At 33.4% G+C, this 26,322-nt stretch carries 33 protein-coding genes and 1 pseudogene; 9 read left to right on the top strand and 25 right to left on the bottom strand.

Annotated features, from left to right (window positions below; translation table 11 throughout):
- Positions 1 to 20: 20 nt before the first annotated feature.
- The 13 genes from rplX to rpsJ all read right to left on the bottom strand — a co-directional run bounded on the left by rplX (position 21) and on the right by rpsJ (position 5,890).
- Positions 21 to 338, bottom strand: coding sequence for a 50S ribosomal protein L24 (rplX, locus tag CD116_RS01855; protein ID WP_000547688.1), 318 nt, complete (start codon positions 336 to 338; stop codon positions 21 to 23).
- Between the two features lie 35 nt (positions 339 to 373).
- Positions 374 to 742 carry a 50S ribosomal protein L14 gene (gene rplN / locus CD116_RS01850; protein WP_000615921.1) on the bottom strand — a complete coding sequence of 123 codons (369 nt, stop codon included), beginning with the start codon at positions 740 to 742 and terminating at the stop codon, positions 374 to 376.
- Positions 743 to 773: 31 nt separating this feature from the next.
- A complete protein-coding gene (gene rpsQ, locus CD116_RS01845; protein ID WP_000004086.1) occupies positions 774 to 1,037 on the bottom strand; it encodes a 30S ribosomal protein S17 in 264 nt (87 codons plus the stop codon).
- A gap of 23 nt (positions 1,038 to 1,060) precedes the next feature.
- The gene (rpmC, locus tag CD116_RS01840; protein ID WP_000644737.1) at positions 1,061 to 1,270 is read right to left on the bottom strand and encodes a 50S ribosomal protein L29; all 210 of its coding nucleotides are present in this window, start codon (positions 1,268 to 1,270) and stop codon (positions 1,061 to 1,063) included.
- Positions 1,260 to 1,694, bottom strand: coding sequence for a 50S ribosomal protein L16 (gene rplP / locus CD116_RS01835; protein ID WP_000926310.1), 435 nt, complete (start codon positions 1,692 to 1,694; stop codon positions 1,260 to 1,262). The genes rpmC and rplP overlap by 11 nt, the downstream gene beginning before the upstream one ends.
- A gap of 2 nt (positions 1,695 to 1,696) precedes the next feature.
- Positions 1,697 to 2,350 (bottom strand): 30S ribosomal protein S3, encoded by a 654-nt coding sequence (gene rpsC / locus CD116_RS01830; RefSeq protein WP_000529877.1) that lies wholly within the window; start codon positions 2,348 to 2,350, stop codon positions 1,697 to 1,699.
- Positions 2,351 to 2,373: 23 nt separating this feature from the next.
- Entirely contained in the window at positions 2,374 to 2,727 is a 354-nt protein-coding gene (gene rplV / locus CD116_RS01825; RefSeq protein WP_000387527.1) for a 50S ribosomal protein L22, read from the bottom strand.
- Positions 2,728 to 2,755: 28 nt separating this feature from the next.
- Complete coding sequence (rpsS, locus tag CD116_RS01820; protein ID WP_000124353.1) at positions 2,756 to 3,034, bottom strand: 30S ribosomal protein S19; 279 nt, start codon at positions 3,032 to 3,034, stop codon at positions 2,756 to 2,758.
- Positions 3,035 to 3,100: 66 nt separating this feature from the next.
- Positions 3,101 to 3,934 carry a 50S ribosomal protein L2 gene (rplB, locus tag CD116_RS01815; protein ID WP_000985472.1) on the bottom strand — a complete coding sequence of 278 codons (834 nt, stop codon included), beginning with the start codon at positions 3,932 to 3,934 and terminating at the stop codon, positions 3,101 to 3,103.
- Between the two features lie 32 nt (positions 3,935 to 3,966).
- Positions 3,967 to 4,242, bottom strand: a complete 276-nt coding sequence (gene rplW / locus CD116_RS01810; protein ID WP_000388081.1) for a 50S ribosomal protein L23 — start codon at positions 4,240 to 4,242, stop codon at positions 3,967 to 3,969.
- Positions 4,242 to 4,865: a 50S ribosomal protein L4 gene (gene rplD / locus CD116_RS01805; protein ID WP_000024823.1), complete on the bottom strand. Its 624-nt coding sequence runs from the start codon at positions 4,863 to 4,865 to the stop codon at positions 4,242 to 4,244. Before rplD ends, rplW begins: the two co-directional genes overlap by 1 nt.
- A 26-nt stretch (positions 4,866 to 4,891) precedes the next feature.
- Positions 4,892 to 5,554, bottom strand: coding sequence for a 50S ribosomal protein L3 (gene rplC, locus CD116_RS01800; protein ID WP_000160212.1), 663 nt, complete (start codon positions 5,552 to 5,554; stop codon positions 4,892 to 4,894).
- A 27-nt stretch (positions 5,555 to 5,581) separates the two neighbouring features.
- A complete protein-coding gene (gene rpsJ / locus CD116_RS01795) occupies positions 5,582 to 5,890 on the bottom strand; it encodes a 30S ribosomal protein S10 (RefSeq protein ID WP_001118667.1) in 309 nt (102 codons plus the stop codon).
- A gap of 356 nt (positions 5,891 to 6,246) precedes the next feature.
- Here rpsJ and CD116_RS01790 point away from each other — a divergent pair, with 356 nt between their 5' ends.
- Positions 6,247 to 6,636 (top strand): hypothetical protein, encoded by a 390-nt coding sequence (locus CD116_RS01790; RefSeq protein WP_047529610.1) that lies wholly within the window; start codon positions 6,247 to 6,249, stop codon positions 6,634 to 6,636.
- Positions 6,637 to 6,854: 218 nt separating this feature from the next.
- Here the strand turns inward: CD116_RS01790 and stgP are convergent, their stop codons facing one another.
- The 3 genes from stgP to CD116_RS01775 form a co-directional block, all read right to left on the bottom strand.
- Complete coding sequence (stgP, locus tag CD116_RS01785) at positions 6,855 to 8,189, bottom strand: 6-thioguanine permease StgP (RefSeq protein WP_047426033.1); 1,335 nt, start codon at positions 8,187 to 8,189, stop codon at positions 6,855 to 6,857.
- A 112-nt stretch (positions 8,190 to 8,301) separates the two neighbouring features.
- Positions 8,302 to 10,437: a DNA topoisomerase III gene (locus tag CD116_RS01780; RefSeq protein WP_047551258.1), complete on the bottom strand. Its 2,136-nt coding sequence runs from the start codon at positions 10,435 to 10,437 to the stop codon at positions 8,302 to 8,304.
- A 42-nt stretch (positions 10,438 to 10,479) separates the two neighbouring features.
- Positions 10,480 to 10,560: a hypothetical protein gene (locus CD116_RS01775; protein ID WP_078101790.1), complete on the bottom strand. Its 81-nt coding sequence runs from the start codon at positions 10,558 to 10,560 to the stop codon at positions 10,480 to 10,482.
- A gap of 65 nt (positions 10,561 to 10,625) precedes the next feature.
- Here CD116_RS01775 and CD116_RS01770 point away from each other — a divergent pair, with 65 nt between their 5' ends.
- Together CD116_RS01770 and CD116_RS01765 are read left to right on the top strand one after the other, a co-directional pair.
- The gene (locus CD116_RS01770) at positions 10,626 to 11,513 is read left to right on the top strand and encodes a GNAT family N-acetyltransferase (protein ID WP_047551259.1); all 888 of its coding nucleotides are present in this window, start codon (positions 10,626 to 10,628) and stop codon (positions 11,511 to 11,513) included.
- A gap of 180 nt (positions 11,514 to 11,693) precedes the next feature.
- Positions 11,694 to 12,557 (top strand): GRP family sugar transporter, encoded by an 864-nt coding sequence (locus CD116_RS01765; RefSeq protein ID WP_001159304.1) that lies wholly within the window; start codon positions 11,694 to 11,696, stop codon positions 12,555 to 12,557.
- A 437-nt stretch (positions 12,558 to 12,994) separates the two neighbouring features.
- Here CD116_RS01765 and CD116_RS01760 read toward each other — a convergent pair whose 3' ends face one another.
- Positions 12,995 to 13,903: an AEC family transporter gene (locus CD116_RS01760; RefSeq protein WP_047426029.1), complete on the bottom strand. Its 909-nt coding sequence runs from the start codon at positions 13,901 to 13,903 to the stop codon at positions 12,995 to 12,997.
- Between the two features lie 132 nt (positions 13,904 to 14,035).
- Between CD116_RS01760 and CD116_RS01755 the strand changes: the two genes are divergently transcribed.
- Both CD116_RS01755 and mspA read left to right on the top strand, forming a co-directional pair.
- Positions 14,036 to 14,200, top strand: coding sequence for an SE1832 family protein (locus CD116_RS01755; RefSeq protein ID WP_000051321.1), 165 nt, complete (start codon positions 14,036 to 14,038; stop codon positions 14,198 to 14,200).
- 188 nt (positions 14,201 to 14,388) lie between these two features.
- Positions 14,389 to 14,706: a membrane stabilizing protein MspA gene (gene mspA / locus CD116_RS01750; protein ID WP_047426028.1), complete on the top strand. Its 318-nt coding sequence runs from the start codon at positions 14,389 to 14,391 to the stop codon at positions 14,704 to 14,706.
- 492 nt (positions 14,707 to 15,198) lie between these two features.
- Here mspA and CD116_RS01735 read toward each other — a convergent pair whose 3' ends face one another.
- Together CD116_RS01735 and femX are read right to left on the bottom strand one after the other, a co-directional pair.
- The gene (locus tag CD116_RS01735) at positions 15,199 to 18,366 is read right to left on the bottom strand and encodes an efflux RND transporter permease subunit (RefSeq protein WP_047551262.1); all 3,168 of its coding nucleotides are present in this window, start codon (positions 18,364 to 18,366) and stop codon (positions 15,199 to 15,201) included.
- Positions 18,367 to 18,480: 114 nt separating this feature from the next.
- Positions 18,481 to 19,746 carry a lipid II:glycine glycyltransferase gene (femX, locus tag CD116_RS01730; RefSeq protein WP_047551265.1) on the bottom strand — a complete coding sequence of 422 codons (1,266 nt, stop codon included), beginning with the start codon at positions 19,744 to 19,746 and terminating at the stop codon, positions 18,481 to 18,483.
- Positions 19,747 to 20,124: 378 nt separating this feature from the next.
- On the opposite strand from femX, the gene CD116_RS01725 reads away from it, so the two are divergent.
- Positions 20,125 to 20,376, top strand: a complete 252-nt coding sequence (locus tag CD116_RS01725) for a hypothetical protein (RefSeq protein ID WP_047426025.1) — start codon at positions 20,125 to 20,127, stop codon at positions 20,374 to 20,376.
- Here CD116_RS01725 and CD116_RS01720 read toward each other — a convergent pair.
- On the bottom strand, positions 20,368 to 21,132 hold the full coding sequence (locus CD116_RS01720; protein WP_047551268.1) for a VOC family protein: 765 nt from the start codon (positions 21,130 to 21,132) through the stop codon (positions 20,368 to 20,370). The two genes, CD116_RS01725 and CD116_RS01720, sit on opposite strands and share 9 nt — an antisense overlap.
- A gap of 156 nt (positions 21,133 to 21,288) precedes the next feature.
- On the opposite strand from CD116_RS01720, the gene CD116_RS01715 reads away from it, so the two are divergent.
- Both CD116_RS01715 and CD116_RS01710 read left to right on the top strand, forming a co-directional pair.
- Positions 21,289 to 21,744, top strand: a complete 456-nt coding sequence (locus CD116_RS01715) for a MarR family winged helix-turn-helix transcriptional regulator (RefSeq protein WP_047426023.1) — start codon at positions 21,289 to 21,291, stop codon at positions 21,742 to 21,744.
- Complete coding sequence (locus CD116_RS01710; RefSeq protein WP_047551271.1) at positions 21,725 to 22,930, top strand: MFS transporter; 1,206 nt, start codon at positions 21,725 to 21,727, stop codon at positions 22,928 to 22,930. Before CD116_RS01715 ends, CD116_RS01710 begins: the two co-directional genes overlap by 20 nt.
- Before the next feature lie 94 nt (positions 22,931 to 23,024).
- On the opposite strand, the gene sarV is transcribed toward CD116_RS01710, so the two are convergent.
- Complete coding sequence (gene sarV / locus CD116_RS01705; protein WP_047426021.1) at positions 23,025 to 23,375, bottom strand: HTH-type transcriptional regulator SarV; 351 nt, start codon at positions 23,373 to 23,375, stop codon at positions 23,025 to 23,027.
- A gap of 125 nt (positions 23,376 to 23,500) precedes the next feature.
- Here sarV and CD116_RS13800 point away from each other — a divergent pair.
- Positions 23,501 to 23,581 (top strand): annotated as a pseudogene (locus tag CD116_RS13800) (hypothetical protein); the annotation flags it as partial.
- Positions 23,582 to 23,984: 403 nt separating this feature from the next.
- Here CD116_RS13800 and moaA read toward each other — a convergent pair.
- The 4 genes from moaA to CD116_RS01685 are packed head-to-tail and all read right to left on the bottom strand — an operon-like array spanning position 23,985 to position 26,318.
- Positions 23,985 to 25,007, bottom strand: a complete 1,023-nt coding sequence (moaA, locus tag CD116_RS01700) for a GTP 3',8-cyclase MoaA (protein ID WP_047551274.1) — start codon at positions 25,005 to 25,007, stop codon at positions 23,985 to 23,987.
- A 19-nt stretch (positions 25,008 to 25,026) separates the two neighbouring features.
- The gene (gene mobA, locus CD116_RS01695) at positions 25,027 to 25,626 is read right to left on the bottom strand and encodes a molybdenum cofactor guanylyltransferase MobA (protein ID WP_047551277.1); all 600 of its coding nucleotides are present in this window, start codon (positions 25,624 to 25,626) and stop codon (positions 25,027 to 25,029) included.
- 6 nt (positions 25,627 to 25,632) lie between these two features.
- A complete protein-coding gene (gene moaD, locus CD116_RS01690; protein WP_047426018.1) occupies positions 25,633 to 25,866 on the bottom strand; it encodes a molybdopterin converting factor subunit 1 in 234 nt (77 codons plus the stop codon).
- Between the two features lie 5 nt (positions 25,867 to 25,871).
- Positions 25,872 to 26,318: a molybdenum cofactor biosynthesis protein MoaE gene (locus tag CD116_RS01685; RefSeq protein ID WP_000808496.1), complete on the bottom strand. Its 447-nt coding sequence runs from the start codon at positions 26,316 to 26,318 to the stop codon at positions 25,872 to 25,874.
- Positions 26,319 to 26,322 lie beyond the last annotated feature (4 nt).

Genomic DNA, 26,322 nt, shown 5'->3' with positions numbered 1-26,322 from the left:
ATCCTCCTTTCAACTTGTTATTAATTATTAGTTTTGATTTCTTCGCCAGACTTTTTAGCGATACGAACTTTTTTACCATCAACAAATTTGTAACCTACACGAGTTGGTTCGTTTGTTTTAGGGTCTAATAATTGTACATTAGAAACATGGATTGCTGCCTCTGTTTCTAAGATTCCACCTTCAGGATTTAATTGAGTTGGTTTTTGGTGTTTTTTCATAATGTTAACACCTTCCACAACGACACGGTCTTTTTTAGGTAGAGTAGCGATTACTTTACCTTCTTTACCTTTGTCTTTACCTGCGATAACTTTAACGTTGTCACCTTTTTTGATATGCATGTGGGCACCTCCTTATTTGTATTGGTTGTTATTTATTAAAGTACTTCTGGTGCTAATGATACGATTTTCATGAAGTTGCCTTCACGTAATTCACGAGCAACAGGTCCGAAGATACGAGTACCACGTGGGCCTTTGTCATCACGAATGATAACACATGCATTTTCATCAAATTTAATATATGAACCGTCATTACGACGAACACCTGACTTAGTACGTACGATTACAGCTTTGACAACGTCACCTTTTTTAACAACGCCACCTGGTGTTGCATTTTTAACAGTACATACGATAACATCGCCGATGTTTGCTGTTTTACGACCAGATCCACCTAATACTTTGATTGTAAGAACTTCACGAGCACCAGAGTTGTCTGCTACTTTCAAGCGTGTTTCTTGTTGGATCATTAGTTAAACCTCCCTTATCTCTAAACTTGTATTAAATAATTACTGACTCTTCAACAATCTCTACTAAACGAAAACGTTTTGTTGCTGATAAAGGACGAGTTTCTTGAATTTTAACAATGTCTCCTAATTTAGCTGAATTGTTTTCATCATGAGTTTTGTATTTTTTAGAGTATTTTACTCGTTTACCGTATAATTTGTGTGTTTTGTAAGTTTCAACAAGCACTGTAATAGTCTTGTCCATTTTGTCTGAAACAACTTTACCTACATAAACTTTACGATCGTTTCTTTCGCTCACTTTTGTAACCTCCTCTTACTTAATTATTGATTAGCCTTACTTTGTTCAATTTCTCTTTCACGAGCAACAGTTTTTAGACGTGCAATCGTTTTTCTTACTGTACGAATACGTGCAGTTTCTTCTAATTGACCTGTAGCTAACTGAAAGCGTAGGTTAAAAAGCTCTTCTTTTGAAGATTTGATTTGTTCTTCGATTTCTGAAGTGGTTAAGTCTCTAATTTCCTTAGCTTTCATTTGTTTCACCACCCAATTCCTCACGTTTTACAAACTTAGTTTTTACTGGAAGTTTGTGACTTGCTAAACGTAGTGCTTCACGCGCAACTTCTTCAGATACGCCAGCAACTTCGAATAAAATTCTACCTGGTTTAACAACTGCGATCCAGCCTTCAACCGCACCTTTACCAGCACCCATACGTACTTCTAAAGGTTTTTTAGTATATGGTGTATGTGGGAAGATTTTAATCCAAACTTTCCCGCCACGTTTCATGTAACGTGTCATTGCTATACGAGCAGATTCGATTTGACGAGATGTGATCCAAGACGTTGTAGTTGCTTGTAAACCAAACTCACCAAATGTTACGTAGTTACCGCCTTTAGAACGACCAGTTGTTTTAGGACGATGTTGACGACGATATTTTACACGTTTTGGTAGTAACATTATTATTTTCCTCCTCCACTAGTGTTCTTAGTAGGAAGAACTTCTCCACGATAGATCCATACTTTAACGCCTAATTTACCGTAAGTAGTGTCAGCTTCAGCATGTGCATAATCGATGTCAGCACGTAATGTATGAAGTGGAACAGTTCCTTCTGAATATTGTTCAGCACGAGCGATATCAGCTCCGCCTAAACGACCAGATACTTGAGTTTTGATACCTTTAGCACCAAGTTTCATAGCTCTAGTAATTGCTTGTTTTTGTACACGACGGAATGAAGCACGGTTTTCTAATTGACGTGCGATGTTTTCTGCTACTAAACGAGCATCAAGATCAACTTTTTTGATTTCAATTACGTTGATGTGTACTTTTTTATCAGTTAACGCATTTAATTTGTTGCGTAATTTTTCGATTTCTGAACCGCCTTTACCAATTACCATACCAGGTTTACCAGTATGAATTGCAATGTTGATACGGTTTGCAGCACGTTCAATCTCTACGTGAGAAACTGATGCTTCTTTTAATTCATTATCAATAAATTTACGGATTTTTAAATCTTCGTGTAAAAGTGAAGCGAAGTCTTTTTCAGCGTACCATTTAGCTTCCCAATCACGGATAATACCAACACGAAGTCCGATTGGATTAATTTTTTGACCCACAGTATTCCCTCCTTAAAAGTTAATTAAGCTTCTTTAGCTTCTTCTTTACCGTCACTTACGACGATTGTAATGTGGCTTGTACGTTTGTTAATCGCACTTGCACGACCTTGCGCACGTGGACGGAAACGTTTTAATGTTGGTCCTTCGTTAGCATATGCTTCTTTAACAACTAATTCATCTGTGTTCATGTCATAGTTATGTTCAGCATTAGCTAAAGCGGACATTAATACTTTTTCAATTACTGGTGATGAAGCTTTGTTTGTTAATTTTAAAATTGCAATAGCTTCAGCAGCATTTTTACCTCTGATTAAGTCAAGAACTAATCTTACTTTACGAGGTGCGATTCTTATTGTTCTAGCAACCGCTTTTGCTTCCATTAGGATGTCCTCCTCTACTTAATAAATATTATCTTCTTGTTTTCTTGTCGTCTGCAACGTGTCCTTTGAATGTACGAGTAGGAGCAAACTCACCTAATTTATGACCTACCATATCTTCAGTTACATATACAGGTACGTGTTTACGTCCGTCGTATACTGCAAAAGTATGTCCGATGAAATTAGGGAAAATTGTAGAACGACGTGACCATGTTTTGATTACTTGTTTCTTTTCGCTTCCTTCTTGAGCTTCAACTTTTTTCATTAAATGCTCATCGACGAAAGGTCCTTTTTTAATACTACGAGCCATTTGGGCGCCTCCCTTCTTATTATGTGCGTGCAGCTTTAAGCCGCACACCCAAATAAGTTGATTATATTATTTTTTCTTACGTCCACGAACGATAAGTTTGTCTGATGATTTTTTACCACGACGAGTTTTCTTACCAAGCGTAGGTTTACCCCATGGTGACATTGGAGATGGTCTACCGATAGGAGCACGACCTTCACCACCACCGTGTGGGTGATCGTTAGGGTTCATTACAGAACCACGAACTGTAGGACGGATACCTTTCCATCTTGAACGTCCAGCTTTACCAACGTTTACTAATTCGTGTTGTAAATTACCAACTTGACCGATTGTAGCACGGCAAGTAGATAAGATCATACGAACTTCACCAGATCTTAATCTGATTAAAACGTATTTACCTTCTTTACCAAGTACTTGAGCACTTGCACCAGCTGAACGAGCGATTTGTCCACCTTTTCCTGGTTTAAGCTCGATGTTGTGTACTACTGTACCAACTGGGATATTTTGTAATGGCAATGCGTTACCAACTTTAATGTCAGCTTCTGCACCACTTTCAACGATTTGACCTACTTCTAATCCTTTAGGAGCAATGATATATCGTTTTTCACCGTCTGCATATACAACTAATGCAATGTTTGCTGAACGGTTTGGATCATATTGAATAGAATCAACTTTAGCATTGATACCATCTTTGTTACGTTTGAAATCGATAACACGGTATTGACGTTTATGTCCACCACCATGGTGTCTTACAGTCAATTTACCTTGGTTGTTACGTCCCGCTTTTTTCGGTAGCGGTTTTAATAATGACTTTTCAGGTGTAGTTTTCGTGATTTCAGCGAAATCTAACGAAGTCATATTACGACGACCATTTGTTATTGGCTTATACTTTTTAATAGCCATTGTCGCTTACCTCCTTAATGGTAATTGGTTTATTAGTTAAATAAGTCGATTGAACCTTCTTTAAGTTTTACAATCGCTTTTCTTCTTTTGTTTGTATAGCCTTGGTAACGGCCCATACGTTTTTTCTTAGGTTTGTAATTCATGATATTAACACTTGCAACTTTTACGTTGAAGATTTCTTCAACAGCCATTTTTACTTGTGTTTTGTTAACACGAGTATCAACGTCGAAAGTGTATTTGTCTTCAGCCATTGCTTCAGAAGATTTCTCAGTGATTACGGGGCGCTTAAGAATATCTCTTGCTTCCATTATCCGAGCACCTCCTCAACTTTTTTAGCAGCAGCTTCAGTGATTACTAAGCTGTCAGCATTAGTGATATCTAATACATTTAAACCTTGAGCAGTTGTTACTTGAACGCCAGGAATGTTACGTGCTGATAATTCAACATTTACATCTTCGTTTTCAGTAACTACTAATACTTTTTTAGGTTGTTCTAATGTAGTTAATACATTTTTGAATTCTTTAGTTTTTGGTGCTTCGAAGTTGAATGCGTCAACTACAGTTAAGCCGTTCTCTTGAACTTTGAAAGATAATGCTGAGCGTAAAGCTAAACGACGCATTTTCTTAGGCATTTTGTATGCATAACTTCTTGGAGTTGGTCCGAATACGATACCACCGCCACGCCATTGTGGAGCACGGATTGTACCTTGACGAGCACGACCTGTTCCTTTTTGCTTCCATGGTTTACGTCCGCCACCACTTACTGCTGAACGATTCTTAACAGCATGTGTACCTTGACGTAATGAAGCACGTTGTAAATGAATAGCTTCGAAAAGAACGCTATTATTAGGCTCGATACCGAATACTGCATCGCTTAATTCGATTGAACCTGATTTAGTTCCGTCTAATTTTAAAACATCATAATTAGCCATTATGCATTTCCTCCTTTCACTTCTTATTATTTATTACCTTTTTTGATTGAAGTTCTGATTTCTACTAAACCTTTTTTAGGTCCAGGTACGTTACCTTTTACTAAGATAACTTTGTTTTCTGTGTCAACTTGAACTACTTCTAAGTTTTGCACAGTAACTGTGTTTCCGCCCATACGTCCTGGCATTTTTTGGCCTTTAAATACTCTTGAAGCATCTGAAGCCATACCTACAGAACCTGGCGCTCTGTGGAAATGAGAACCGTGTGACATAGGTCCACGAGATTGTCCGTGGCGTTTAATTGCACCTTGGAAACCTTTACCTTTTGATACGCCTGTTACGTCAATTACGTCGCCAGCTACAAAAGTATCTACTGAGACTTCTTGACCTACTTCGTAAGCATCCACGTCTACATTGCGGAATTCACGAATGAAGCGCTTAGGTGCTGCGTCAGCTTTTTTAGCGTGACCTTCAGCTGGTTTATTAGCATATTTATTAGATTTTGCATCTTTTTTGTATGCTTTTTTGTCTTCAAATCCAACTTGGATTGCGTTGTATCCATCAACTTCAACAGTTTTCTTTTGTAATACAACATTTTCTTTAGCTTCTACTACTGTTACAGGGATTAATTCACCGTTTTCTCCGAATACTTGTGTCATCCCAATTTTTCTTCCTAAGATTCCTTTGGTCATCGAAAGTCCACCTCCTAAAATTGTCTATTATAATTTGATTTCGATGTCTACACCAGATGGTAAGTTTAAGCCCATTAAAGCATCAACTGTTTTTGGTGTTGGGTTAACAATATCGATTAAACGTTTGTGTGTACGTTGTTCGAATTGTTCACGTGAATCTTTATACTTATGCACGGCACGGATGATTGTGTAAACTGATTTCTCAGTTGGTAACGGAATTGGTCCAGAAACATCTGCACCAGAACGTTTCGCTGTTTCTACAATCTTCTCTGCTGATTGATCAATCACGCGGTGATCATAAGCTTTTAATCTGATTCTGATTTTTTGTTTTGCCATAATTTTCCCTCCTTATTCGTCTACATTTAGTGATAGACTTCTCCACGAAAACTATCTTACACAGCGCCATGGCAAAGCGGCCGGGTGTGTCAGTAACCTTTCGCTTCATCGCTTTTCTTAAAGTCCAACGTTAGTTATGTTACACGAAAAACATCGATAAATCAAGGCTTTTCACATAATTTTTCTATCTGTCTAACACATACTTTTATATTTTACTTTATATACTAAGCCAGTTCAACTATTTTCGAGATATTTTTTATTTGTTCTTTTATTGTAAAATGCTATCTTGAATCTTTTTATTATTATCCTTGAAAATTATTCTATATAATTAGTCTTAAGGATGGTGGTGAAGTAATATGAAGAATGGACCAAAATTAACTTTAGCGATTATAGGGATCTTTTTAATATTATGTGAGTTTTTCTATGGGATACCATTTTTAGGAGCAGCATTTATTTTAAGCTTTGGATGGCAACCGTTAACATTTAATGCATTACTTTATTTAATTCTCACTATTATTTTATTAGTAAATAGACAAAATGCTATTAGACCTATTGTCGTTATTCCTTTAATAGGTCTTGCAGGTAGCTTTTTAGCTATAATCCCTTTCTTAGGTATATTAATTCATTGGGTTTTATTTTTCCTAATGATTTTATTTGTGCTAGTAGTTCTATCAGCACCAACATATATACCTAATAAAAATGCACGTGTTATTTATACTCAATACAAGGACGGTCATAAAGAATAACAATTTCATCTAAAGCTTAAATTGTTGTATATAATATAGAAGAAACGCGTTCAACTTTTTTCAATAATCACTTCTAAATATGCAATGTAACTTTGTGTTGATGCCTATTAAACACTATATTCGTTAATTTTTATAATAGCGCTTAGTAAGTATGTCGATTAACGCAAATTAAAAACGACTCCCCAGCATGTTGGGCAGTCGTTTTATTTTGTCACGTTTTAGCCATGAACGAATATAAAATAAAGAATGAATAACACCATTAAAACGTACATTATCGGATGTACTTCTTTATGTTTTTTAGAAATAAGCATTGTAATTGGATAGAAAATAAAGCCACATGCAATACCAGTAGCAATTGAATATGATAAAGGCATCATAATAATTGTAATAAATGCTGGAACTGCCACTTCAAAACTTTTCCAGTTTATTTCAGCAAAGTTTGCAGCCATCAGTACACCTACAACTACCAATGCTGGTGTTGTTACTGCACTCGTTACCACTGCAATTAATGGGCTGAAGAAAAGTGCTAATAGGAAACAACAACCCGTTACTATACTAGCAAAGCCAGTTCTAGCACCTACTGCTACACCTGATGTTGACTCGATATAAGAAGTTGTTGTAGTTGTTCCAAAAATCGACCCTACAATCGTAGCCAAAGAATCTGAGAACAAAGCACGCCCAGCTCTTGGTAACTTATTATCTTTCATAATACCTGCTTGTGTAGCTACGGCTACTAATGTACCTGCAGTGTCAAAGAAATCAATAAATAAGAATGTTAGTATAACAATTAAAAATTGTATCGTTAATAATTGACTTGGATCTTTAAATGCTTCAAATGCAGCACCAAAAGTTGGTTCAATACTAGGAATCTTACCAACAATTCCATTTGGCATTTGAATCAATCCTGTAAACATACCTACGATTGCCGTGATAATCATACCGATAAATATAGAGCCTGGTAATTTAATTGCATATAAAATAACTGTGATAACAATACCGAAAATAGCTAAAAGTACTGGTGCATCTGTCAAATGCCCTAATGTTACTAAAGTAGATTCATTTTTAACTATAATACCTGAACTTTGGAGACCAACAAATGTAATGAATAGTCCAATACCAGCCGAAACAGCCATCTTCATTTGGTATGGTATCGCATTAATAATAACTTCTCTAAATCCTGTAACGGTTAATATTGCAAAGAATATCCCCGAGAATAATACGCCCGTCAAACCAACCTGCCAAGGAATACCCATTGTTAACACAACAGTAAATGCAAAGAAAGCATTTAAGCCCATACCCGGCGCTAATGCAATTGGATATTTAGCTATTAACCCCATAAATAGCGATCCTACAAATGCCGCTAATGCTGTCGCTACGAAAATGGCCCCTTGATCCATTTTCATGCTTTCAGATACGCCTTTAACGCCAGCTAAGCTTAGGACTTGTGGGTTAACCGCTAAAATATAAGCCATTGATAAGAAAGTCGTAATACCACCTAGAATCTCTCTTTTAAAGTTTGTTCCATATTTATCGAACTGGAAATAGTTTTTCACGAATGGATGCTCCTTTTTTTAAAATACTTTAATAGTTTAATATCATTCTTAATAAAAAACAATACTAAAAGCGAACTTTTCATTTTTTCAATTCAACTTTGTTCGATTTTAACTATAAATTCAAGTTTTTCAATGCATCTTTAAACGGATTATTGTCCAATCCTTCATCTTGGTTCATGTATTTCTTCATTTCTTTACGTGATACTTTACCAGAAGTCTTATTCTTCATACGTTGATCCATATGTGCCTGCGTTTCAGAATGACCACACACACAACGATATACTGCTTCTTTACCTCTACCAAAAAGTGTTAGTTTTTTCTTACAGTTCGGACATCTTGCATTTGTTTTACGTTGAATATTCTTCTTCGTCTTACACGATGGATCTTGACAGACTAACATTTGACCATTTTTAGTTTTAACTTTAATCATGAATTTTCCACACGTTGGACATTCAGTCGTCGTTAAATTATCATGCTTATATTTTTGTTCGCTATTTTTTATTCCGTTTACAACATCTTTCGTAAAATCTTTCATTTCATTTATGAATTTTTTCGATTGATATTTACCACGCTCAATTAACAATAGCTTTTCTTCCCACTGCGCCGTCAAAAGTGGCGATGTTAATTCTTCTGGTGCTAATTCTAAAATTTGTTTACCTTTCGACGTTACTTTAATTTTACCGTCTCTTGATTCGATGGCATTCATATTAAATAACTTATCGATAATATCTGCCCTTGTTGCAACCGTTCCGATTCCCCCTGTTTGCTTTAATGTTTGTGCATATTTTTTATCTTTCAATTGAATAAAGTTCTGCGGATTTTCCATCGCTTTTAGTAATGAGCCTTCATTGAAATATTCGGGTGGTGTTGTTTCATGTTCTTTAATTTGCACTTTCTTAATAGACACATTAGCACCTTCAACAAATGGTTGTTGCTTTTCGGTTACTGAGTCACCTTGTCGCAATACTTTAAACCCTAATGCTGTCGTTACGTTTTCTTTTAATACGAAAGTATAATTTGCTATTTTCAGTGTCACAGTAATAGCATCGTATTCATGCGGAGGCATTAATGCTTCTAAAAAACGTTCTACAATCATTTCATATAGCCTAGTTTCCCTATTACTCAAATCTGATATCATAGGCCTAACTTCTGTCGGAATTATTGCGTGATGATCTGATACTTTTTGATTATTAAATATCGACATTTTAGACGTAATTGATTTAGACAACAATTGGCGTGCATAATTTTTGTAGTTTGTAGACATTGTTGCTTGGATACGTTCTTTCATTGTATCCACCATGTCTGTCGTTAAATAATTGGAATCTGTTCTTGGATAAGTAACTACTTTATGTCTTTCATATAAGCTTTGGAGCGTATTTAAAGTTTCTTTAGGGCCTATTTTATATCGTTTATACATATCTTGTTGCAAATCCGTTAAATTATATAATTGCTGTGGATATGACTTCTTATGTCTCGTTACAACTGACGCTATCGTTCCCGATTCATTTTTAAGTTTATCAACTATCTTTTCTAAAGTGCCCTTATCTTTAAAGCGTTCTTTCGATTCTAGTTGAAAATCAAATCCATTAACACTTATAGATAACGAATAATATTTCTGTGGTTTGAAAGTATTAATCTCTTGTTGTCTTGTATACACTAATTGAATTGTTGGCGTTTGAACACGCCCCAACGAAAGCTGTGCATCATATTTTGTTGTCAGCGCACGTGTCGCATTAATCCCCACAATCCAGTCGGCTTCACTTCTTGCTAAAGCCGCATGATATAAATCATCATATTGACGTCCATCCTTTAAGTTTTTAAAGCCTTGTTGGATTGCTTTTTTAGTAACTGAGCTAATCCATAAACGTCGTAATGGCTTCTTATTACCAATTTTATCTAAAATAAGTCGAGCAACTAATTCGCCTTCTCGTCCGGCATCAGTTGCAATAACAATGTCTTTCACTTTACTATCTAACATTAACGCTTTAACTGTTTTAAACTGTTTACTCGTTTTACCAATAACAACTGTTTTCATATATTTAGGTATAATCGGCAAGTCCTCTAATCGCCATTCTTTCAAATGCTTATCGTATTGCTCAGGCGTTGCATTTGTAACAAGATGACCTAATGCCCAAGTAACTATATATTCATTATTTTCAAAATACCCATTTCGTTTTTGATTTATTTGTAGTGCATCAGCAATATCTCTTGCTACTGATGGCTTTTCAGCTAATATTAAAGATTTCATAAATTATCCTTTCTCACGCGTTCTAAATCAATCGAGCGCATTTCATCCATTCACGCTAATCACTATTTTAAAATTACTGATTGCAAATGATGTGTTAAATGTATTGTAACATGTTAATATCACTATTAACTTTCATTTCAGTTGAAATATTATATAATTAAGGTAATAAAAAGTACGGAGGTCATGACATGGGCATTGTTCAGTTATATGATATTACACAAATAAAATCGTTCATTGAACATTCAAATTATGAATCAGCATCATACTTATACAAACTTCCTCAACAGTACAAAGAAATAGATGAGTTAATAACAAACGCAATTGAATTTCCAGGCGTATTCGCAATTCAAGAAAATGATTCAATCAAAGCAATTATTCTATCTTTCGCATATGATAAAGATAAATTTAAAGTAATCGGTCCTTTCATTACTGATAATTATGTCTTAGAAATAGATACATTTGAGTCATTATTTACAACAATGACATCTAGTCAGCCAGAAGATGCAGTTTTTAACTTTTCATTCGAAGAAGGTCTACAGCAATACAAACCTTTAATGAAAGCCATTCAAGCAAGCTACAATTTCACTGATTACTACATTGAAGCTCACAAAAGGTTAGAAGACGATATGCATCAACCGAATATTATTCCATATCATAAAGGCTTTTACCGAGCATTCAGTAAATTACATACAACTACGTTTAAATACCAAGCACAACATCCGCAAGAAATTGTTGATAGTTTAGATGAAACTCATCATCTATTTTTATTTGTTAGTGAAGGTCTACTAAAAGGTTACTTATATCTCGAAATTGATACACAACAGTCTATCGCTGAAATTAAGTATTTTAGTTCTCATGTTGACTATCGCCTAAAAGGTATTGCTTTCGAATTACTAGCCTATGCTTTACAATACGCTTTCGATAATTATGATATTAGAAAAGTTTATTTTAAAATACGTAATAAAAACAATAAACTCATTGAACGTTTCAATGGTTTAGGCTTCCATATTAACTACGAATACATCAAATTCAAATTCGAATCACGCAACGTTAAAAATCAGTCGATTCCCGAATAATATTTTCAATATGTTTCCCACAATATGCTATGAAAGTGTATTGTGGGTTTTTCTACTTTTTGTAAACATTGAAAACTTTAAGTAGTTGTTTTTTACTAATAGCACAGAATGCTTTACAATAACATGCAAGTGTCAATTAAGGGGAGCACTTGCATAAATAGCATAGGAGAGTGAGTAGTCTTGCAATTTTTTGATTTCTTAATAGCCCTTTTACCAGCTTTATTCTGGGGAAGCGTTGTTCTTATTAATGTGTTCGTCGGTGGCGGACCATACAACCAAATTCGTGGTACTACGCTAGGTGCCCTTATTGTTGGATTGGCTTTACTTATAACTGGTTACGCAAAATTCGATAACCCTACTGTCATTATTGTCGGTCTTATTTCTGGTGCATTATGGGCATTCGGACAAGCGAATCAGCTTAAATCAATCAGTTTAATTGGTGTATCTAATACTATGCCTGTATCAACAGGTATGCAGTTAGTTGGTACAACATTATTCAGCGTTATCTTTTTAGGTGAATGGAGTACAATGACTCAAATTATCTTTGGTTTAATTGCCATGATTTTATTAGTTACTGGTGTCGCTCTTACTTCACTTAAAGCTAAAAATGAACGTCAATCTGATAATCCAGAATTTAAAAAAGCAATGGGTATTTTAATTATATCTACAGTTGGTTATGTCGGATTTGTTGTGCTTGGTGATATTTTCGGGGTCGGCGGCACAGATGCATTGTTCTTCCAATCTGTCGGTATGGCAATTGGTGGATTTATCTTATCAATGAACCATAAAACTTCACTTAGATCAACAGCGCTTAATCTTTTACCAGGTATCATTTGGGGTATTGGTAACCTGTTTATGTTCTATTCACAGCCTAAAGTTGGTGTAGCCACAAGTTTCTCATTATCACAATTACTTGTCATCGTTTCTACACTAGGTGGTATTTTCATTTTAGGAGAAAGAAAAGATCGTCGTCAGATGAAAGGTATATGGGCGGGTATCATAATTATTGTCATAGCCGCGATTATACTCGGTAATTTGAAATAGTAGCATCTAGATATATGATTTGTATAACTACTTACCGGGTTCGATAAGTGCACTCTTTTCATTAAAAACTAGTTTATTCAGTGATATTTTAAAGCAAAATCATTTCTTGTATATATAGCCCAGAAAATATACGATTTGAAAAATGACTATGTGCCACTTCAAATTATCTTTGGTAAGTTAATGATGTTTTCAACATTCAATGAGACTTAGAATGAGAACTTTATTTAAATTAAAAACGCCTTTGATCCAACATGTCCTGTAGATAGTAATATCGTATGACACATAACATTTATCTATTGATTATCGTCATTTTAGTTAATTCTACAAATAAATCACATGTCACAAAATCCCCCTTTCTACAACAACCATTTATATGTTGAGGTAAAGGGGGATTATTTTATTAAAAAACGTCATGGTTTCATTTTCAAAAATATAGCCTACACAAACACAGCTTGATACACATATAAAATAATAATACTAATAATGATTGTCAAATTTGTCGTCATACCGATGAACGGCAGCGTTCGATATTTAAACTGGATACCATATGAAATAATTGCAACGCCAACTGGGAACATCCATGTAATAAGTAGCGTTGTCTTAATCATATCGTCAGATACAGGCAATAAAATGTGCACAAGCAACCCTGCAGACAATGCTAATCCATAATGTAAACATAGATATTTAATCGTTGCAGGAATAAATTTACGCTCAACTGTAAAATTCAACATGACACCTAGCAAAATCATAGACAGCGGCATGTTTGCGTGTGAAAGTACACTAAAAAAATCAATCGCCACGTGCGGCAAATGAATATGACTTAAATTCAAAATAAACATGATAATATATGTAACTAATGGTACCGATTGTAATAATTTTTTTGCTAAAAATTTAAAATCAAATTGATTACTACCTTCACTAAAGTAACTCCCTACAAAATAAGTAATTCCAAACATCACAAAAGCACCACCAATATCAGCCATACCAAAATATACAAGTCCTGTTTTAGGCCATATCGCTTCTATTAAAGGATAGGCAAATAATCCGATGTTCATAGCACCTGTCATCATCCCTACTGATCCACGCATTTGATTGTCATATTTTCTAAAAAACCAAATAGCAATGATTTTCGCTACAATGCCGTAAACTATCATCAAAATCGGCAAAATTGAGAATGACAATTTTAATTCTGCACTATTTAAATTAACAATAACTAAAGAGGGAAGTGTAACATTCAGCACTAATGTGGCAATGACTTGGCTATCTGTTGCCTTAATATAATTAATCCGCTTCAAAAAGTATCCTAGCGCAATTAATAAAATAATCATTGTAAATTGTTCGGTCAATGTTACCCCTTCTTTCAATAACCTTCATAATTTATTACTTTAACATATTTCACAGATGTTTTAGTAGTCCGCTATTTCATGCTATAATCAACAATAAATGCACTTAATTATATTTCAAAGGAGTGTCGTAGTATGTCTTTAGAAAGTCAATTAGCCGAACTTAAACATGATTATATTCGACTTCAAGGCGATTTAGAAAAGCAAGAATCACTTAATTTAGATACGTCAGCACTTGTTCGTCAACTTAAAGAAATTGAAAATGAAATTAGAAATGTTCGAGCTAAGATGGACAATTAACAAGTTACTGTTAGTTAATGCTGTTTTGCTATGCATTTTCACAGATTCAATTATAATACAATCTTTGGATTTCTATTCGTGATCATAGCAGACACTAAACAGCCCGCGTCATCAAGCTATACACATAAGTTTTCTATGATGAATACTATAGTTACATGTAACCTTTGAATTGGAGAGGAAGTTATCATATGCAATTTTATCTGATTTTACTAGCAATACTTTATTTAATTGTTAGTTTTATTAGTATTTTTAAAATGGAAGTTGTATTTACACGTATTTTGAGAATCATTATGGGTGTTTTGCTATTATTCGTCTTAGCATTAACGACGATGAGCTTCCCGAAGGAAAATTGGTGGGTCTTTATTGTCTTACTATTACTAGTTGGTAATGTTGAAGTAACAGGATTTAAAATGCTAAAAAAAGATTTAAAAGGTGTTAATATTTTAAATTTAATATCTCTATTTATCTTTGTTATATACTTTATCTTAACCATCGTATTATTCTAATTAGAAAATCAAACATGCAACAACATGATTTCAACCTTTAGTTCAGTGTCTGATTACACATCTAACCATTATACGTCTTTGTTAAATAACTAGATTGATTATCAGGGAGTGGGACAGAAATGATATTTTCGCAAAATTCATTTCGTCGTCTCACCCCAACTTGCACATTATTGTAAGCTGACTTTTCGCCAGCTTCTATGTTGGGGCCCCGCCAACTTGCATTGCCTGTAGAATTTCATTTCGAAATTCTCTGTGTTGGGGCCCCACCCCAACTTGCACATTATCGTAAGCTGACTTTTCGTCAGCTTCTTTGTTGGGGCCCCTGACTAGAATTGAAAAAAGCTTGTTACAAGCGCATTTTCGTTCAGTCAACTACTGCCAATATAACTTTGTAGAGCATAGAACATTGATTTATGTCTCAGGCTCTTCCCCAATTTTAAAAAGCCATCAAAACAGTCAACTTCATGACCGCTTTGATGGCTTTCTTATTATTTATCGTTTTGTAATTCGATTTTTAAAAGTAAATAAAATTTCGTAAATCACTGGTACAACTACTAATGTTAACAACGTTGATGAAATTAAACCGCCAATAACTGTAGCTGCTAAACCTTTTGATATAAGGATTGAGCTATCTTGACCGAATAATAAAGGAACCAATGCACCTATTGTTGCTATTGCAGTCATTAAAATCGGTCTTATTCTAGTGCCGCCCGCTTCAATTAAAGCCTCTTTCATCTCCATACCTTGCTGCTCATTATTGATAACTCTATCTATTAATACAATTGCATTTGTTACTACAATACCTATTAACATTAACATACCTATCAAACTTGGTACTGATATCGTTTCTCCAGTTATTAAAAGTGCAATGATCACACCAATAACTGTAAATGGTAATGAGAATAGAATCGTGAATGGTGCTAAACCACCTTTAAATGTAATAACTAAAATTAGGTACACTATAATAATAGCTGCTAACATTGCAAATGCTAATTGCGTCATTGCATTATTAATATCATCTGACGCACCACCAATATTTACTTTTACATTGTTCGGCTTGTCCAGCTTGTTTATCTTAGACATCACTTGGCGTGTTGTACCGCCTACATCTTTATTTGTTACTTTAGCTGATACTGTCGTTGCATAATCACCTTGTTCTTGCGTCAATTTACTTGGCGTTGTTGTTTTTACTAAAGTAGCTATATCTCCTAGTTTAATTGTACCTCCATCCGGCTTTTTCAAAGTAATATTATTCAACTTATCTTTTGACCAGTCTGTTTTCTTATTTTGCTTCACTTTAACATCGATGGATTTACCATTTTCCTTAACAGTCGTCACAGTTTTCTCTGGTAAGTTTTCATTTAAATGCATTGCAAGTTGACTTGCAGAAATGCCATTCTCTGCTGCTTTATTCTGATCTATTTTAATTTCAAATTGATCATATGTTTGAGATAAATCCGATTTAACATTCGCTAATCCTTTAACTCGTTTCATTTCTCGTTCAATGTGTTGTACAGTCGATTTAATTGCATCTGTAGATGGGCCTTTCACCGTAACTTCTACAGATTTATTACCTGCACCCGTTCCCAAATCTTGATTTTTCCATTCTCCAGGATGTTTAAAACTATCTACATGCTTAATAACTTTATCTGCTTCTACATCGAAGTTTGGTGTGTCATTATCATATTCGACCATAATTGCCATACTATTTGTGCTACCCGTTGGATCAACTGGACTGCTTCCACCCACTGAATATTGAATTGTTTTCACATGCTTTTTCTGTTTTAAATATTTTTCAACATCTTTCGCATGATTTAATACAGATTGTTCAGTTTCACCTGGCTTTGGTGTATACGTAATTGCTAAAAACTTATCATCTCCAGCTGAAATAAAGCTGGTTCCAAGTCTAGGCCCACCAAATACAATTGTTAAAATTAAAATCAAAGTACTTAAAATAATGACAATCCATTTGTGATTTAAAGACCATTTCAAAACTTTTTTATACGTTGTACTTACAACACCTAAACCTTCTTGATGTTGTTTATTTCGACGTTTAACACCCTTTTTAAATAGTGTTGATGCCAATGCAGGAACTAATGTAATTGAAACTAATAACGATGCTAATAAACTAAATGCAATTGCTAATGCAAATGGTCTAAACATTTCACCTACCGAACCTGAAACAAACACTAGCGGTAAAAAGACGATAATTGTCACAAGTGTTGATGACATAATCGGTTTAAAAACTTCTGATGTAGCACTGATAATAAGATTTTCACCTTTTATTTTTTCCTCTGGGTCTGTTAGACGTCGATAAATATTTTCCACTACAACAATCGAGTCATCTATAACCCGACCGATAGCTACCGTTAATGCCCCTAACGTTAATATATTCAAAGAAACATTACTTAATTTCAATGCAATAAGGGCCATTAGTAAAGATAATGGAATAGATATAATCGAAATTAATGTTGTACGAATATTTCTTAAGAATAATAGAATAACTATAATTGCTACAATTGTACCTAATGCTGCTTTTTCAACCATCGTGTATAAAGATTTTTCGACAGGTTTAGCAGTATCCATTGTTTTAGTTACATTTAAATCTTTATTTTCTTCAATAAATGTATCAATTTTATGTTGAACATCCTTGGCCACTTGAACGGTATTTGCATCTTGAGCTTTGGTAATTTGCAAATTAACTGCATCCTTACCATTTGTTTTAGAAATAGATGAACGTACATCGCCAATTGTGATGTCTGCTAAGTCTTTTAATTTCGCTGTCGGTATACCACTTACATTATTTGACGTAGCCGATTTCGACATTTGTTGTGAAGATGCTTGATTAACATCTGACATAGCTGAATTTTGTTTATTGTCACTTTGAGTCTGTGCCTGACCTTGTCCACCTACCAGCGTTAGTGGAATATTAATATTTTTAAACGCATCAACAGATTGGTATTGTCCGTCTACGACAATCGATTTATCTTTATCACCAAATTGGAATAATCCAAGTGGAGTTGTTCTAGTCGCTGTTTTCAAATAATTTTCAACGTCATCCGCAGTTAAACCATACTTTTCAAGTTCATCCTGCTTAAATTTAAGCGTAATCTCACGGTTCGTCTGACCATTCAATTGTGCGTTTTGAACGCCGTCAACCGTTTGTAATTTTGGTATTAACTGTTCATTCAATACTTTCGTCACTTTTTTCAAATCATTATCTTTATTTGAAAACGAATACGCTAAAACTGGGAAAGCATCCATTGAATTACGTCTTAATTCAGGCTGACTAACTTCGTCTTTAAATTTAATTTTATCAATTTCTTTTTTTAGTTGTTCTTCTGCTTTGTCCATATCTGTATTATTGTCATATTCTACTGTCACAATCGATGCATTTTGTATCGATTGTGTTTTAACATCTTTTACATATGCCAAAGATCTAACTTGATTATCTATTTTACTGCTTATTTCATCTTGCGTACTTTGCGGTGTTGCACCTGGCATTGTCGTTGTAACTGAAATAACAGGATTTTGAACATCTGGCAATAACTCTAATTTCAATTTAGCACTCGCATAGACGCCACCTAACACAACTAAAACAACCATTAAAAAGATAGCAAACTTATTTCCTAAAGAAAATTGTAGTAATTTTTTTATCACTGTAACTGCCCCTTTTTACTATTTTAAAAAAATTTTGCTCAACCAATCTATACTGTGTAAAAAAATCTGAACGCCAGTGCCAATCGTATAAGCGTTCAGATTTGTGTCTTTAATTTATTTACGTTTCAATTTACGTGATATTTTGATTTTAGCTTTCGTCAAGCGCGGTTTAACTTGTTCAATTAATTGATACAGCGGTTGATTTAGTACATAATCGAACTCACCAACTTTTTCACTTAAGTATGTTCCCCACACTTTTTTAAATGCCCACAAACCATAATGTTCAGAATCTTTATCTGGATTATTGTCTGTACCACCAAAATCATACGTTGTCGCACCATGATCACGTGCATATTTCATCATCGTATACTGCATATGATGATTTGGTAAGAAATCTCTAAATTCATTAGAAGACGCACCATATAAGTAATATGATTTCGACCCAGCAAACATTAGTAACGCACCAGAAAGATAAATACCTTCTGGATGTTCACGTTCTAATGCTTCCAAATCACGTTTCAAGTCTTCATTTTTAGCAATTTTATTTTGAGCATCATTAATCATATTTTGTGCTTTTTTAGCTTGTTTCTCAGATATTTCTTTCTTCTGTTGCCATTTAGCAATTTCAGCATTAAGTTCATTTAATTCTTGATTTACTTTAGCTATATTTTCTTTGGGATCTAATTTCACTAAAAATAATTCAGCATCCCCATCTTCATGTAATGCATCATAAATATTTTCAAAATAACTAATATCACGTGTTAAAAAGCCATCACGTTCTCCAGTAATTCTCATTAATTCAGCAAATGTCTTTAATCCTTCTCTATCAGAACGTTCTACCGTAGTGCCACGTTTCAAAGCTAGTCTCACTTTTGAGCGATTACGACGTTCAAAGCTATTTAATAATTCATCATCTGTTTTATCAATCGGTGTAATCATAGTCATACGTGGTTGAATATAGTCTTTTGATAAGCCTTCTTTAAATCCTTTATGTTTAAAACCTAGTGCTTTCAGATTTTGTAATGCATCTGTACCTTTATCGACTTCAACATCGGGATCGATTTTAATCGCATATGCTTTCTCAGCTTTAGCGATTTCTTTCGCACTTTCTAACAACACATTCAGTGCTTCTTTATTACTATAATCAACAACAAATCCACGTGAAATATAACATAACGTATAAGGTAATCTAGGAACCTTTTTAAATAATAACTGAGCAACCCCTTGAAGCTCACCGTTACGACCGACAGCGATTCTTCTTGCGTACCAACCAGTTAATTCTTTTGTTTCTGCCCATTTCGTTAATTGTAGTAAATCTCCATTAGGATGAGATTTAACAAATGCGTCATGTTCTTGATTAGTGATATGCATCTTTTCCATGATTTATGATATCTCCTTCTATTTAACAATACATATAATTATACAGTTTGTATCTTATAGTGTCGATTCAGACCATACTTATCAAATCGATATTTCTTTTTTAATGCTCTTGCTTTGCGTCGATAAAAATATGCACCTAAAGTCACTTCGTTACAAATACAATTATGATTTTAACGAAGTACCTTTTCACCGCCTTGTCTTTTCTGTATTTATATATTACTGTCCTTCACATTCAGAAAAATCATTGCAGATTAATAATATTTTCATCAAAAGCTCATATTAGCATCAAATTTAAATTTGAAATAGCTCAAACACTTTAATGTTCATACACAAATCCCCTTGTTATAATAGCAATAATCTAATTATGAGGTATTTTAAATGAGAACAATTATTTTAAGTTTATTTATAATAATGAACATCGTCGCAATTATCATGACACTTAGCCAACCACTAACAGTAAATTACTTTAGTTTACGTGTCATACTAATCTTTTTCACATTTATATTATCAGTCTTTTTCAAATTAATTAAGTCATCACGTTTAAACAATATGTTGACTATTTTATCTATCATACTCGCCATCATTCATATGGCCATACTTGCACATAGTACATACGTTTATCTATACTAATGGTTCGAACCGATATATAGCACCTCTTATAAAAATTGAATATGGTGAAGTTGCCTGTGAATCTTTAATAATCATAGTATGATATTTTGTAACTTTACCATCTTCAATTCTAAAATAAATATCATCATTTTTTAAAATCAAATCTGTATAATTTTCACTTTCTTCCACAATATCCATATCGTACCACTTCACCCAATTTTCTACTGTTTGTGACCGATTTGTACTTTTTATAATAATTGTCTCAACAGAAAATTGTGTTTGATAATATTTTTTAAGTTTTTCAGTTCGAACTGAATCACTTTCTTCCCATTGAATAAAAAATGGAGGTTTTATATCATTATCATCTTGCTTCATGATATAAAGTAATTGCCACTTCACTTTACCATCTTTATGTGTATCTCTTTCCATATGAATAGGACCTACTACTTCAACTTGTTCGCTTTGTAATCTATTCTTCACTGTTACTATATCATCTGTACGAATGCAAATATTTTTAAAACCTTGTTCATATTTTTCTTGAACAATTTGTGTAGCAAAAGCAACATCACCTTCTATCGTTTTTGCCATTTTCTTTAATTTTTCATTATTTTCTACATCCAATAGTTCAATATAATTTTCATTAATGTAACCTAACTTATTAAATGTTCCAAATTTATTATGATGCCCACCTGAATGCAACTTTATAACGTCTCCTGGAAAATTAAAATGATTCAACTGGTCAATATAATGAATAATATGATCAAATTTTAATACCATGGTATCCCCCATTTACATGTAATTACGCTTATTTTAACAAAGTATAGAATTTTATGCTTTTAATAATTATATATTGCTTTCCATTTATCTTCGTTTTATAATTACTAATGTTCTAAAATGGTTAGCCAAGCTAACCAACAAAAAGGAGATGCCACTATGCTAGCACATGAATTTTTCAATAGTTTTATTTCGGTTTATAGACCTTATTTAAAATTAGCTGAACCGATTTTAGATAAACACAATATATATTATGGTCAATGGTTAATCTTACGTGATATCGCAAAACATCAACCAACCACACTCATTGATATTTCACATCGACGTGCGATTGAAAAACCAACAGCAAGAAAAACATTAAAAGTACTAATTGAAAATGAGTTAATCATAGTGGAAAACAGTTTAGAAGATAAACGACAAAAGTTTTTAAGTTTAACCGCAAAAGGAAATGAATTGTATGGAGCCGTTTGTGACGATATACAAATACTTCAACAATCTATCATTGATAAAACAGATATTTCAACTACCCAAATGACAGAAACAGTTAAAACAATGCATCAAATTCATGAAACGCTATTGAAGGAGGCAAGTAAAAATGAATCAAGCATCAAGTAAAACACCCATTTTCACCAAAAGTTTTACCATTAACTTTATAGTTAATTTCATTGTTTATTTATGCATGTATTTATTACTTGTAGTCATAGCTGGTTACAGCAAACAAACATTTCACGCCTCTGATTCACTAGCCGGTCTAGTAGTTGGATTATTCATTGTTGGGTCTTTAATAGGTCGTTTTGGTACTGGTAAATTCGTCAATCAAATTGGTCCAAAACGTATATTATCCATTGGTTTGGTTGCTTTAATCCTGACACAATTACTTTATTTTGTTGATGGTTCTTTAGCATTTTTAATATTTGTTCGTCTTATTAACGGTATTGCCACTGCCATTGTAACTACGGCGACTGGTACTATTGCTGCTTACGTCACACCTGTGAATAGAAAAAGTGAAGGCATCAGTTTATTTTCACTTAGTTTGGTTTTAGGTACAGCAATTGGACCATTTCTTGGTATGTTACTTATCACAAAATATAGTATCAATTTACTTTTCATTATTTGTGCAGTATTAGGTGTATTAGGATTAATCATCTCATTATTTATAAAAGTTGATTTTGATATGTCCGAAAATAAGACAAATCATAATGTGATAGAAAAGCGTACATTTAGCATTCATCAATTTATTGCTAAAGAAGCCATTCCTGTGGCCTCAGTCATGCTCTTAATAGGTGTTACCTATGCATCAATCTTAACTTATTTACAAGCATTTGCTATCGAGCGTCAACTCGTAACAGCAGCAAGTTATTTCTTCATTTGTTACGCGATTGCGTCATTATTTACTAGACCGATTGCCGGCAGATTGATGGATGATAAAAATGAAAATGTGATTGTATACCCAGCATTTCTTATGCTCTTCTTGTCATTCGTATGTTTAATTATAAGCCATCAAAGTTGGCTTATATTAATTGCTGGTGCATGTCTTGGTTTAGGTTACGGAAATTTATCATCTGCTATGCAGTCAATTGCAATTAAAGTCTCACCACCAATTAAATATGGCATTGCTACATCTACGTTTTACGTAGGTCTTGATGCTGGTGTCGGCTTTGGTCCATCGTTTCTAGGAATTTTTAGTCACATGTTTTCATATAGTGAAATATTTGGCTTTATGGCAGCTTTAGCTATTATTACCATGTTTGTTTATTTCTTTGTTCATGGGCGACATGTTACACATAATGCGTCACACTAACTGTTAAGTATAAAAAAGCATGCTAATCAAATCACATCATTTGTCTGTCCCCAAGACATTGATACGATGCATTGATTAGCATGCTTTTATTATATTAATTTGTAACGCTCAATACTTCTATTTCTTTTTTTATTTTGTCTAGTACTTTCTTTTGTGCTGCACTATAGAAATAGAATACTTGTCTTTCATCCGTTTCAGAACGCAGTTTAGAAATAAGTTCTTTTTTGTAGATTTTACGGATAATTACATCAATTTTACTTGTATCCCATAACATTTCGAAGTGTAATGTATCTCTTAATTCCTTACCACTAATCTTTTCAGCTTCATACACTTTAAAAAGTACTACAAACTCTTCAATAGATATCTTGTGTGTTGATTTCAACCAGTGCTTTAACTGACTTAACTCTCTTTCTGCTTCTATAAAACGTTGAACCTTATTACTCATAATATGATGCCTCCTATGTTTCTTCTTAGATGTTTGTAATTCATATTATAATACAATTACTTAAATTAATTATATATCAAACTTAGCATTTTATCTATTACAAATATTAAATTGATGTCTATATCTTGTTTAGATTTATATCTTTTGGACAACTTGTTGTTTAATCGACAACATTTATACCTAAATACGATATTTTACAACTTAATAACTCGCTACTACTTTTGATAATAACATACATGTTGTTCGTATACATTTTTATATTTTGATAGCGTTAGCTAATTTCTTTATATAAACGTAAAAACGATCATCTCTATATAATTTGGTATAGATATGACCGCTATTTAAGTAGGAAATCTTGTTATCTATAAAATTAAAGCTCATAGACCATAAATTAATAATTTTTTAACTTCGCAGAAAATCGTCTGCTAACCTAATTTTAATTTAAAAACACATCATAGCATCATAATTCAATAATCACCTATATTATTGATGCTTAATGTTTTATTATATTGTAACTATCATACTTATAGTAACTATATGATTTCTATTTTCTAACAATATAACATTGATAAATAAAAAATTATTTTAGTCAATGTGAGGTTAAATCATTTAACCTCCAATATAATTCATATTGATTTTTTTACGTTGACGATTGGCAACTGTTTGTGCAGTTCTTTCATCTGAATAACGATCATCTCGCACATGCCATAACGCTTTGAACTGCTTTTTTAATTCTTCATCAGATACGCCAGAGCGAATAAATGACTTAACATTAAAACCTTCGACAGTTGAGAATAAGCACCCGTAAAATTTTCCATCTGATGATAATCTTGCACGAGTACATGACGAACAAAATGATTGTGATACACTTGTAATCAATCCAAATTTAACACCATTGTCCTTGTGACGATAATATTTTGCAACTTCTCCAAAATATTTAGGTTCAACAGGTTCTATATCAAAATTTTGTTCAATCATTTTAAGCATTTCATCTTTAGTTACTACCTTATTAAAATTCCATCCATTATCATTACCGACATCCATAAATTCTATAAATCGAATTTCAATGTGCTTTTGTTTAAAATAGTTAAGCATTGGTATAATTTGACCATCATTAATTCCTTTTTGTATGACAACATTGACTTTAACATTGAAACCTATAGATTTCGCATAATTTATTTGTTCCAATATTGTTGTAGCTTTAATATTTCGGTTATTAATTGATTGAAACAACATATCATCTATAGCATCTAGGCTAACATTAATTTTACGGAGTCCAGCATCATATAATTTTTGACCATGTTTTTTTAATAATAAACCATTTGTTGTTAACCCAATATCTTCAATACCGTCGATTTGAATTAATTTTGCAATGAGTTGATCTAAATCCCTTCTCATTAATGGTTCACCACCAGTAATCCGAATTTTTTTCACGCCTAATTCCGAATAAATTTTAGCAATTCTGGTCATCTCATCAAAAGTTAACAATTCATTTTTAGGTAAAAATACAAAGTCATCTCCAAATACTTCTTTAGGCATGCAGTAATCACATCTAAAATTACAACGATCTGTCACAGATAACCGTAAGTCACGGATTGGACGTCCTAGTTTATCTTTAATTTGTTCTACCATTTCTGGACCCCCTAACTACTTACAATATTTTTATTAATGTGTCCAAATCTTGTTGATAATTTATATTCTTATACCAATACGTTGGTGCATCTACATCATTCACGTCTAAACAGTCTGTAGATAACTCACGATATACATTTTTAAAACTATAATTGTCTGAGTTTAAAGCTCTAGTTATAGCATCTAATGCATTCGGACTATAGAAGGCAATTGTTGGTATAAATCGTCCATCTTCTTTAAAAGCTGCAACATCCAAATGCTCTTCGAGTAGGTGCGATACTAAAAATTGATACAAACTGCTAACAGCTTTACCGGTAATCATAGGCGTGTCGACAGAAACGACAAAAAACAACTCCTCTTTAGGGTGTTGTTTCATAATTGTATAAATACCTGATAATGGACCTTTATCTTGATGCTCATCATCATCAATAACAACATTCGGATAATCAAATTGCGTTGACAATTGCGCATTTGTGCTTATAATAATTTCATTAAACATATTTGTTGAATCCAACGTGTTAACTATTTTTCTATAAAAAGGTTCGCCGTTCAATTCTGCAAACGCTTTTGGTTTACCAAAACGTTCTGAATGACCACCTGCAAGAATAATTGCTTTCATATAATTTTACCCCCCACTAACTGGCGGAATCAGTGCAACGGTATCATTCGGATTTATGAAATCTGATTTCTGTACAAATTCCTCATTTACAGCAACTTGAAATTTTTTATTATTTATTTGTGGATAACGTTCAAATAAGAAACTTTCAAATTGCTGCACAGTTACTGCTTTTTCAAGCACAATATCTTCTTGTGACTTTTGTAAAATTTCTTTAATTTCTGCGAAGTAAAGTACCTTCATTTCTATTATTCCTCCCTCTTCGCTTCCTCATAATTCCCTTTTTGATGACCTTGCCATTCAGAACCATCTTCCCAAATTTCTTTTTTCCAAATTGGAACGATTTCTTTAATTCGTTCAATAGCGTATTCATTTGCTCGGTATGCATCTTTACGATGTGGCGATGACACTGCTATTAATACTGCAACGTCCGAAATTTGTAATGGCCCTATTCTATGTACAATACTCGTAATCGTCCCAGGCCATTTTTCATTTATTTCATCCCCGATTTGTGCTAATTTCTTTTCAGCCATCGGAACATATGCTTCATATTCGAGATATTCCGTTTTAACTCCCTTAGTCCATTCTCGTACATGACCTGTAAAAACAACTACAGCTCCTTGATATTCATTAATAGTGAAATCTCGGTATGGGGCTGTTTCTATCGGATCAGTCACGATTTCAAATTGTTTCATTCAT

It is taken from the genome of Staphylococcus schweitzeri (assembly GCF_002902405.1).
GTDB classification, from domain to species: Bacteria; Bacillota; Bacilli; order Staphylococcales; family Staphylococcaceae; genus Staphylococcus; species Staphylococcus schweitzeri.
The sequence above is the reverse complement of the archived record's forward strand: the minus strand, read 5'-3'. Positions and strand labels throughout refer to the sequence as shown.

Bases quoted from the DNA above. Each gene is read 5' to 3' on its own strand.
- rplX (WP_000547688.1), bottom strand. From the start codon at position 338: ATGCATATCAAAAAAGGTGACAACGTTAAAGTTATCGCAGGTAAAGAC.
- rplN (WP_000615921.1), bottom strand. From the start codon at position 742: ATGATCCAACAAGAAACACGCTTGAAAGTAGCAGACAACTCTGGTGCT.
- rpmC (WP_000644737.1), bottom strand. From the start codon at position 1,270: ATGAAAGCTAAGGAAATTAGAGACTTAACCACTTCAGAAATCGAAGAA.
- rplP (WP_000926310.1), bottom strand. From the start codon at position 1,694: ATGTTACTACCAAAACGTGTAAAATATCGTCGTCAACATCGTCCTAAA.
- rplV (WP_000387527.1), bottom strand. From the start codon at position 2,727: ATGGAAGCAAAAGCGGTTGCTAGAACAATAAGAATCGCACCTCGTAAA.
- rpsS (WP_000124353.1), bottom strand. From the start codon at position 3,034: ATGGCTCGTAGTATTAAAAAAGGACCTTTCGTCGATGAGCATTTAATG.
- rplB (WP_000985472.1), bottom strand. From the start codon at position 3,934: ATGGCTATTAAAAAGTATAAGCCAATAACAAATGGTCGTCGTAATATG.
- rplW (WP_000388081.1), bottom strand. From the start codon at position 4,242: ATGGAAGCAAGAGATATTCTTAAGCGCCCCGTAATCACTGAGAAATCT.
- rplD (WP_000024823.1), bottom strand. From the start codon at position 4,865: ATGGCTAATTATGATGTTTTAAAATTAGACGGAACTAAATCAGGTTCA.
- rplC (WP_000160212.1), bottom strand. From the start codon at position 5,554: ATGACCAAAGGAATCTTAGGAAGAAAAATTGGGATGACACAAGTATTC.
- rpsJ (WP_001118667.1), bottom strand. From the start codon at position 5,890: ATGGCAAAACAAAAAATCAGAATCAGATTAAAAGCTTATGATCACCGC.
- CD116_RS01790 (WP_047529610.1), top strand. From the start codon at position 6,247: ATGAAGAATGGACCAAAATTAACTTTAGCGATTATAGGGATCTTTTTA.
- CD116_RS01780 (WP_047551258.1), bottom strand. From the start codon at position 10,437: ATGAAATCTTTAATATTAGCTGAAAAGCCATCAGTAGCAAGAGATATT.
- CD116_RS01770 (WP_047551259.1), top strand. From the start codon at position 10,626: ATGGGCATTGTTCAGTTATATGATATTACACAAATAAAATCGTTCATT.
- CD116_RS01755 (WP_000051321.1), top strand. From the start codon at position 14,036: ATGTCTTTAGAAAGTCAATTAGCCGAACTTAAACATGATTATATTCGA.
- mspA (WP_047426028.1), top strand. From the start codon at position 14,389: ATGCAATTTTATCTGATTTTACTAGCAATACTTTATTTAATTGTTAGT.
- femX (WP_047551265.1), bottom strand. From the start codon at position 19,746: ATGGAAAAGATGCATATCACTAATCAAGAACATGACGCATTTGTTAAA.
- CD116_RS01725 (WP_047426025.1), top strand. From the start codon at position 20,125: ATGAGAACAATTATTTTAAGTTTATTTATAATAATGAACATCGTCGCA.
- CD116_RS01720 (WP_047551268.1), bottom strand. From the start codon at position 21,132: ATGGTATTAAAATTTGATCATATTATTCATTATATTGACCAGTTGAAT.
- CD116_RS01715 (WP_047426023.1), top strand. From the start codon at position 21,289: ATGCTAGCACATGAATTTTTCAATAGTTTTATTTCGGTTTATAGACCT.
- CD116_RS01710 (WP_047551271.1), top strand. From the start codon at position 21,725: ATGAATCAAGCATCAAGTAAAACACCCATTTTCACCAAAAGTTTTACC.
- sarV (WP_047426021.1), bottom strand. From the start codon at position 23,375: ATGAGTAATAAGGTTCAACGTTTTATAGAAGCAGAAAGAGAGTTAAGT.
- moaA (WP_047551274.1), bottom strand. From the start codon at position 25,007: ATGGTAGAACAAATTAAAGATAAACTAGGACGTCCAATCCGTGACTTA.
- mobA (WP_047551277.1), bottom strand. From the start codon at position 25,626: ATGAAAGCAATTATTCTTGCAGGTGGTCATTCAGAACGTTTTGGTAAA.
- moaD (WP_047426018.1), bottom strand. From the start codon at position 25,866: ATGAAGGTACTTTACTTCGCAGAAATTAAAGAAATTTTACAAAAGTCA.
- CD116_RS01685 (WP_000808496.1), bottom strand. From the start codon at position 26,318: ATGAAACAATTTGAAATCGTGACTGATCCGATAGAAACAGCCCCATAC.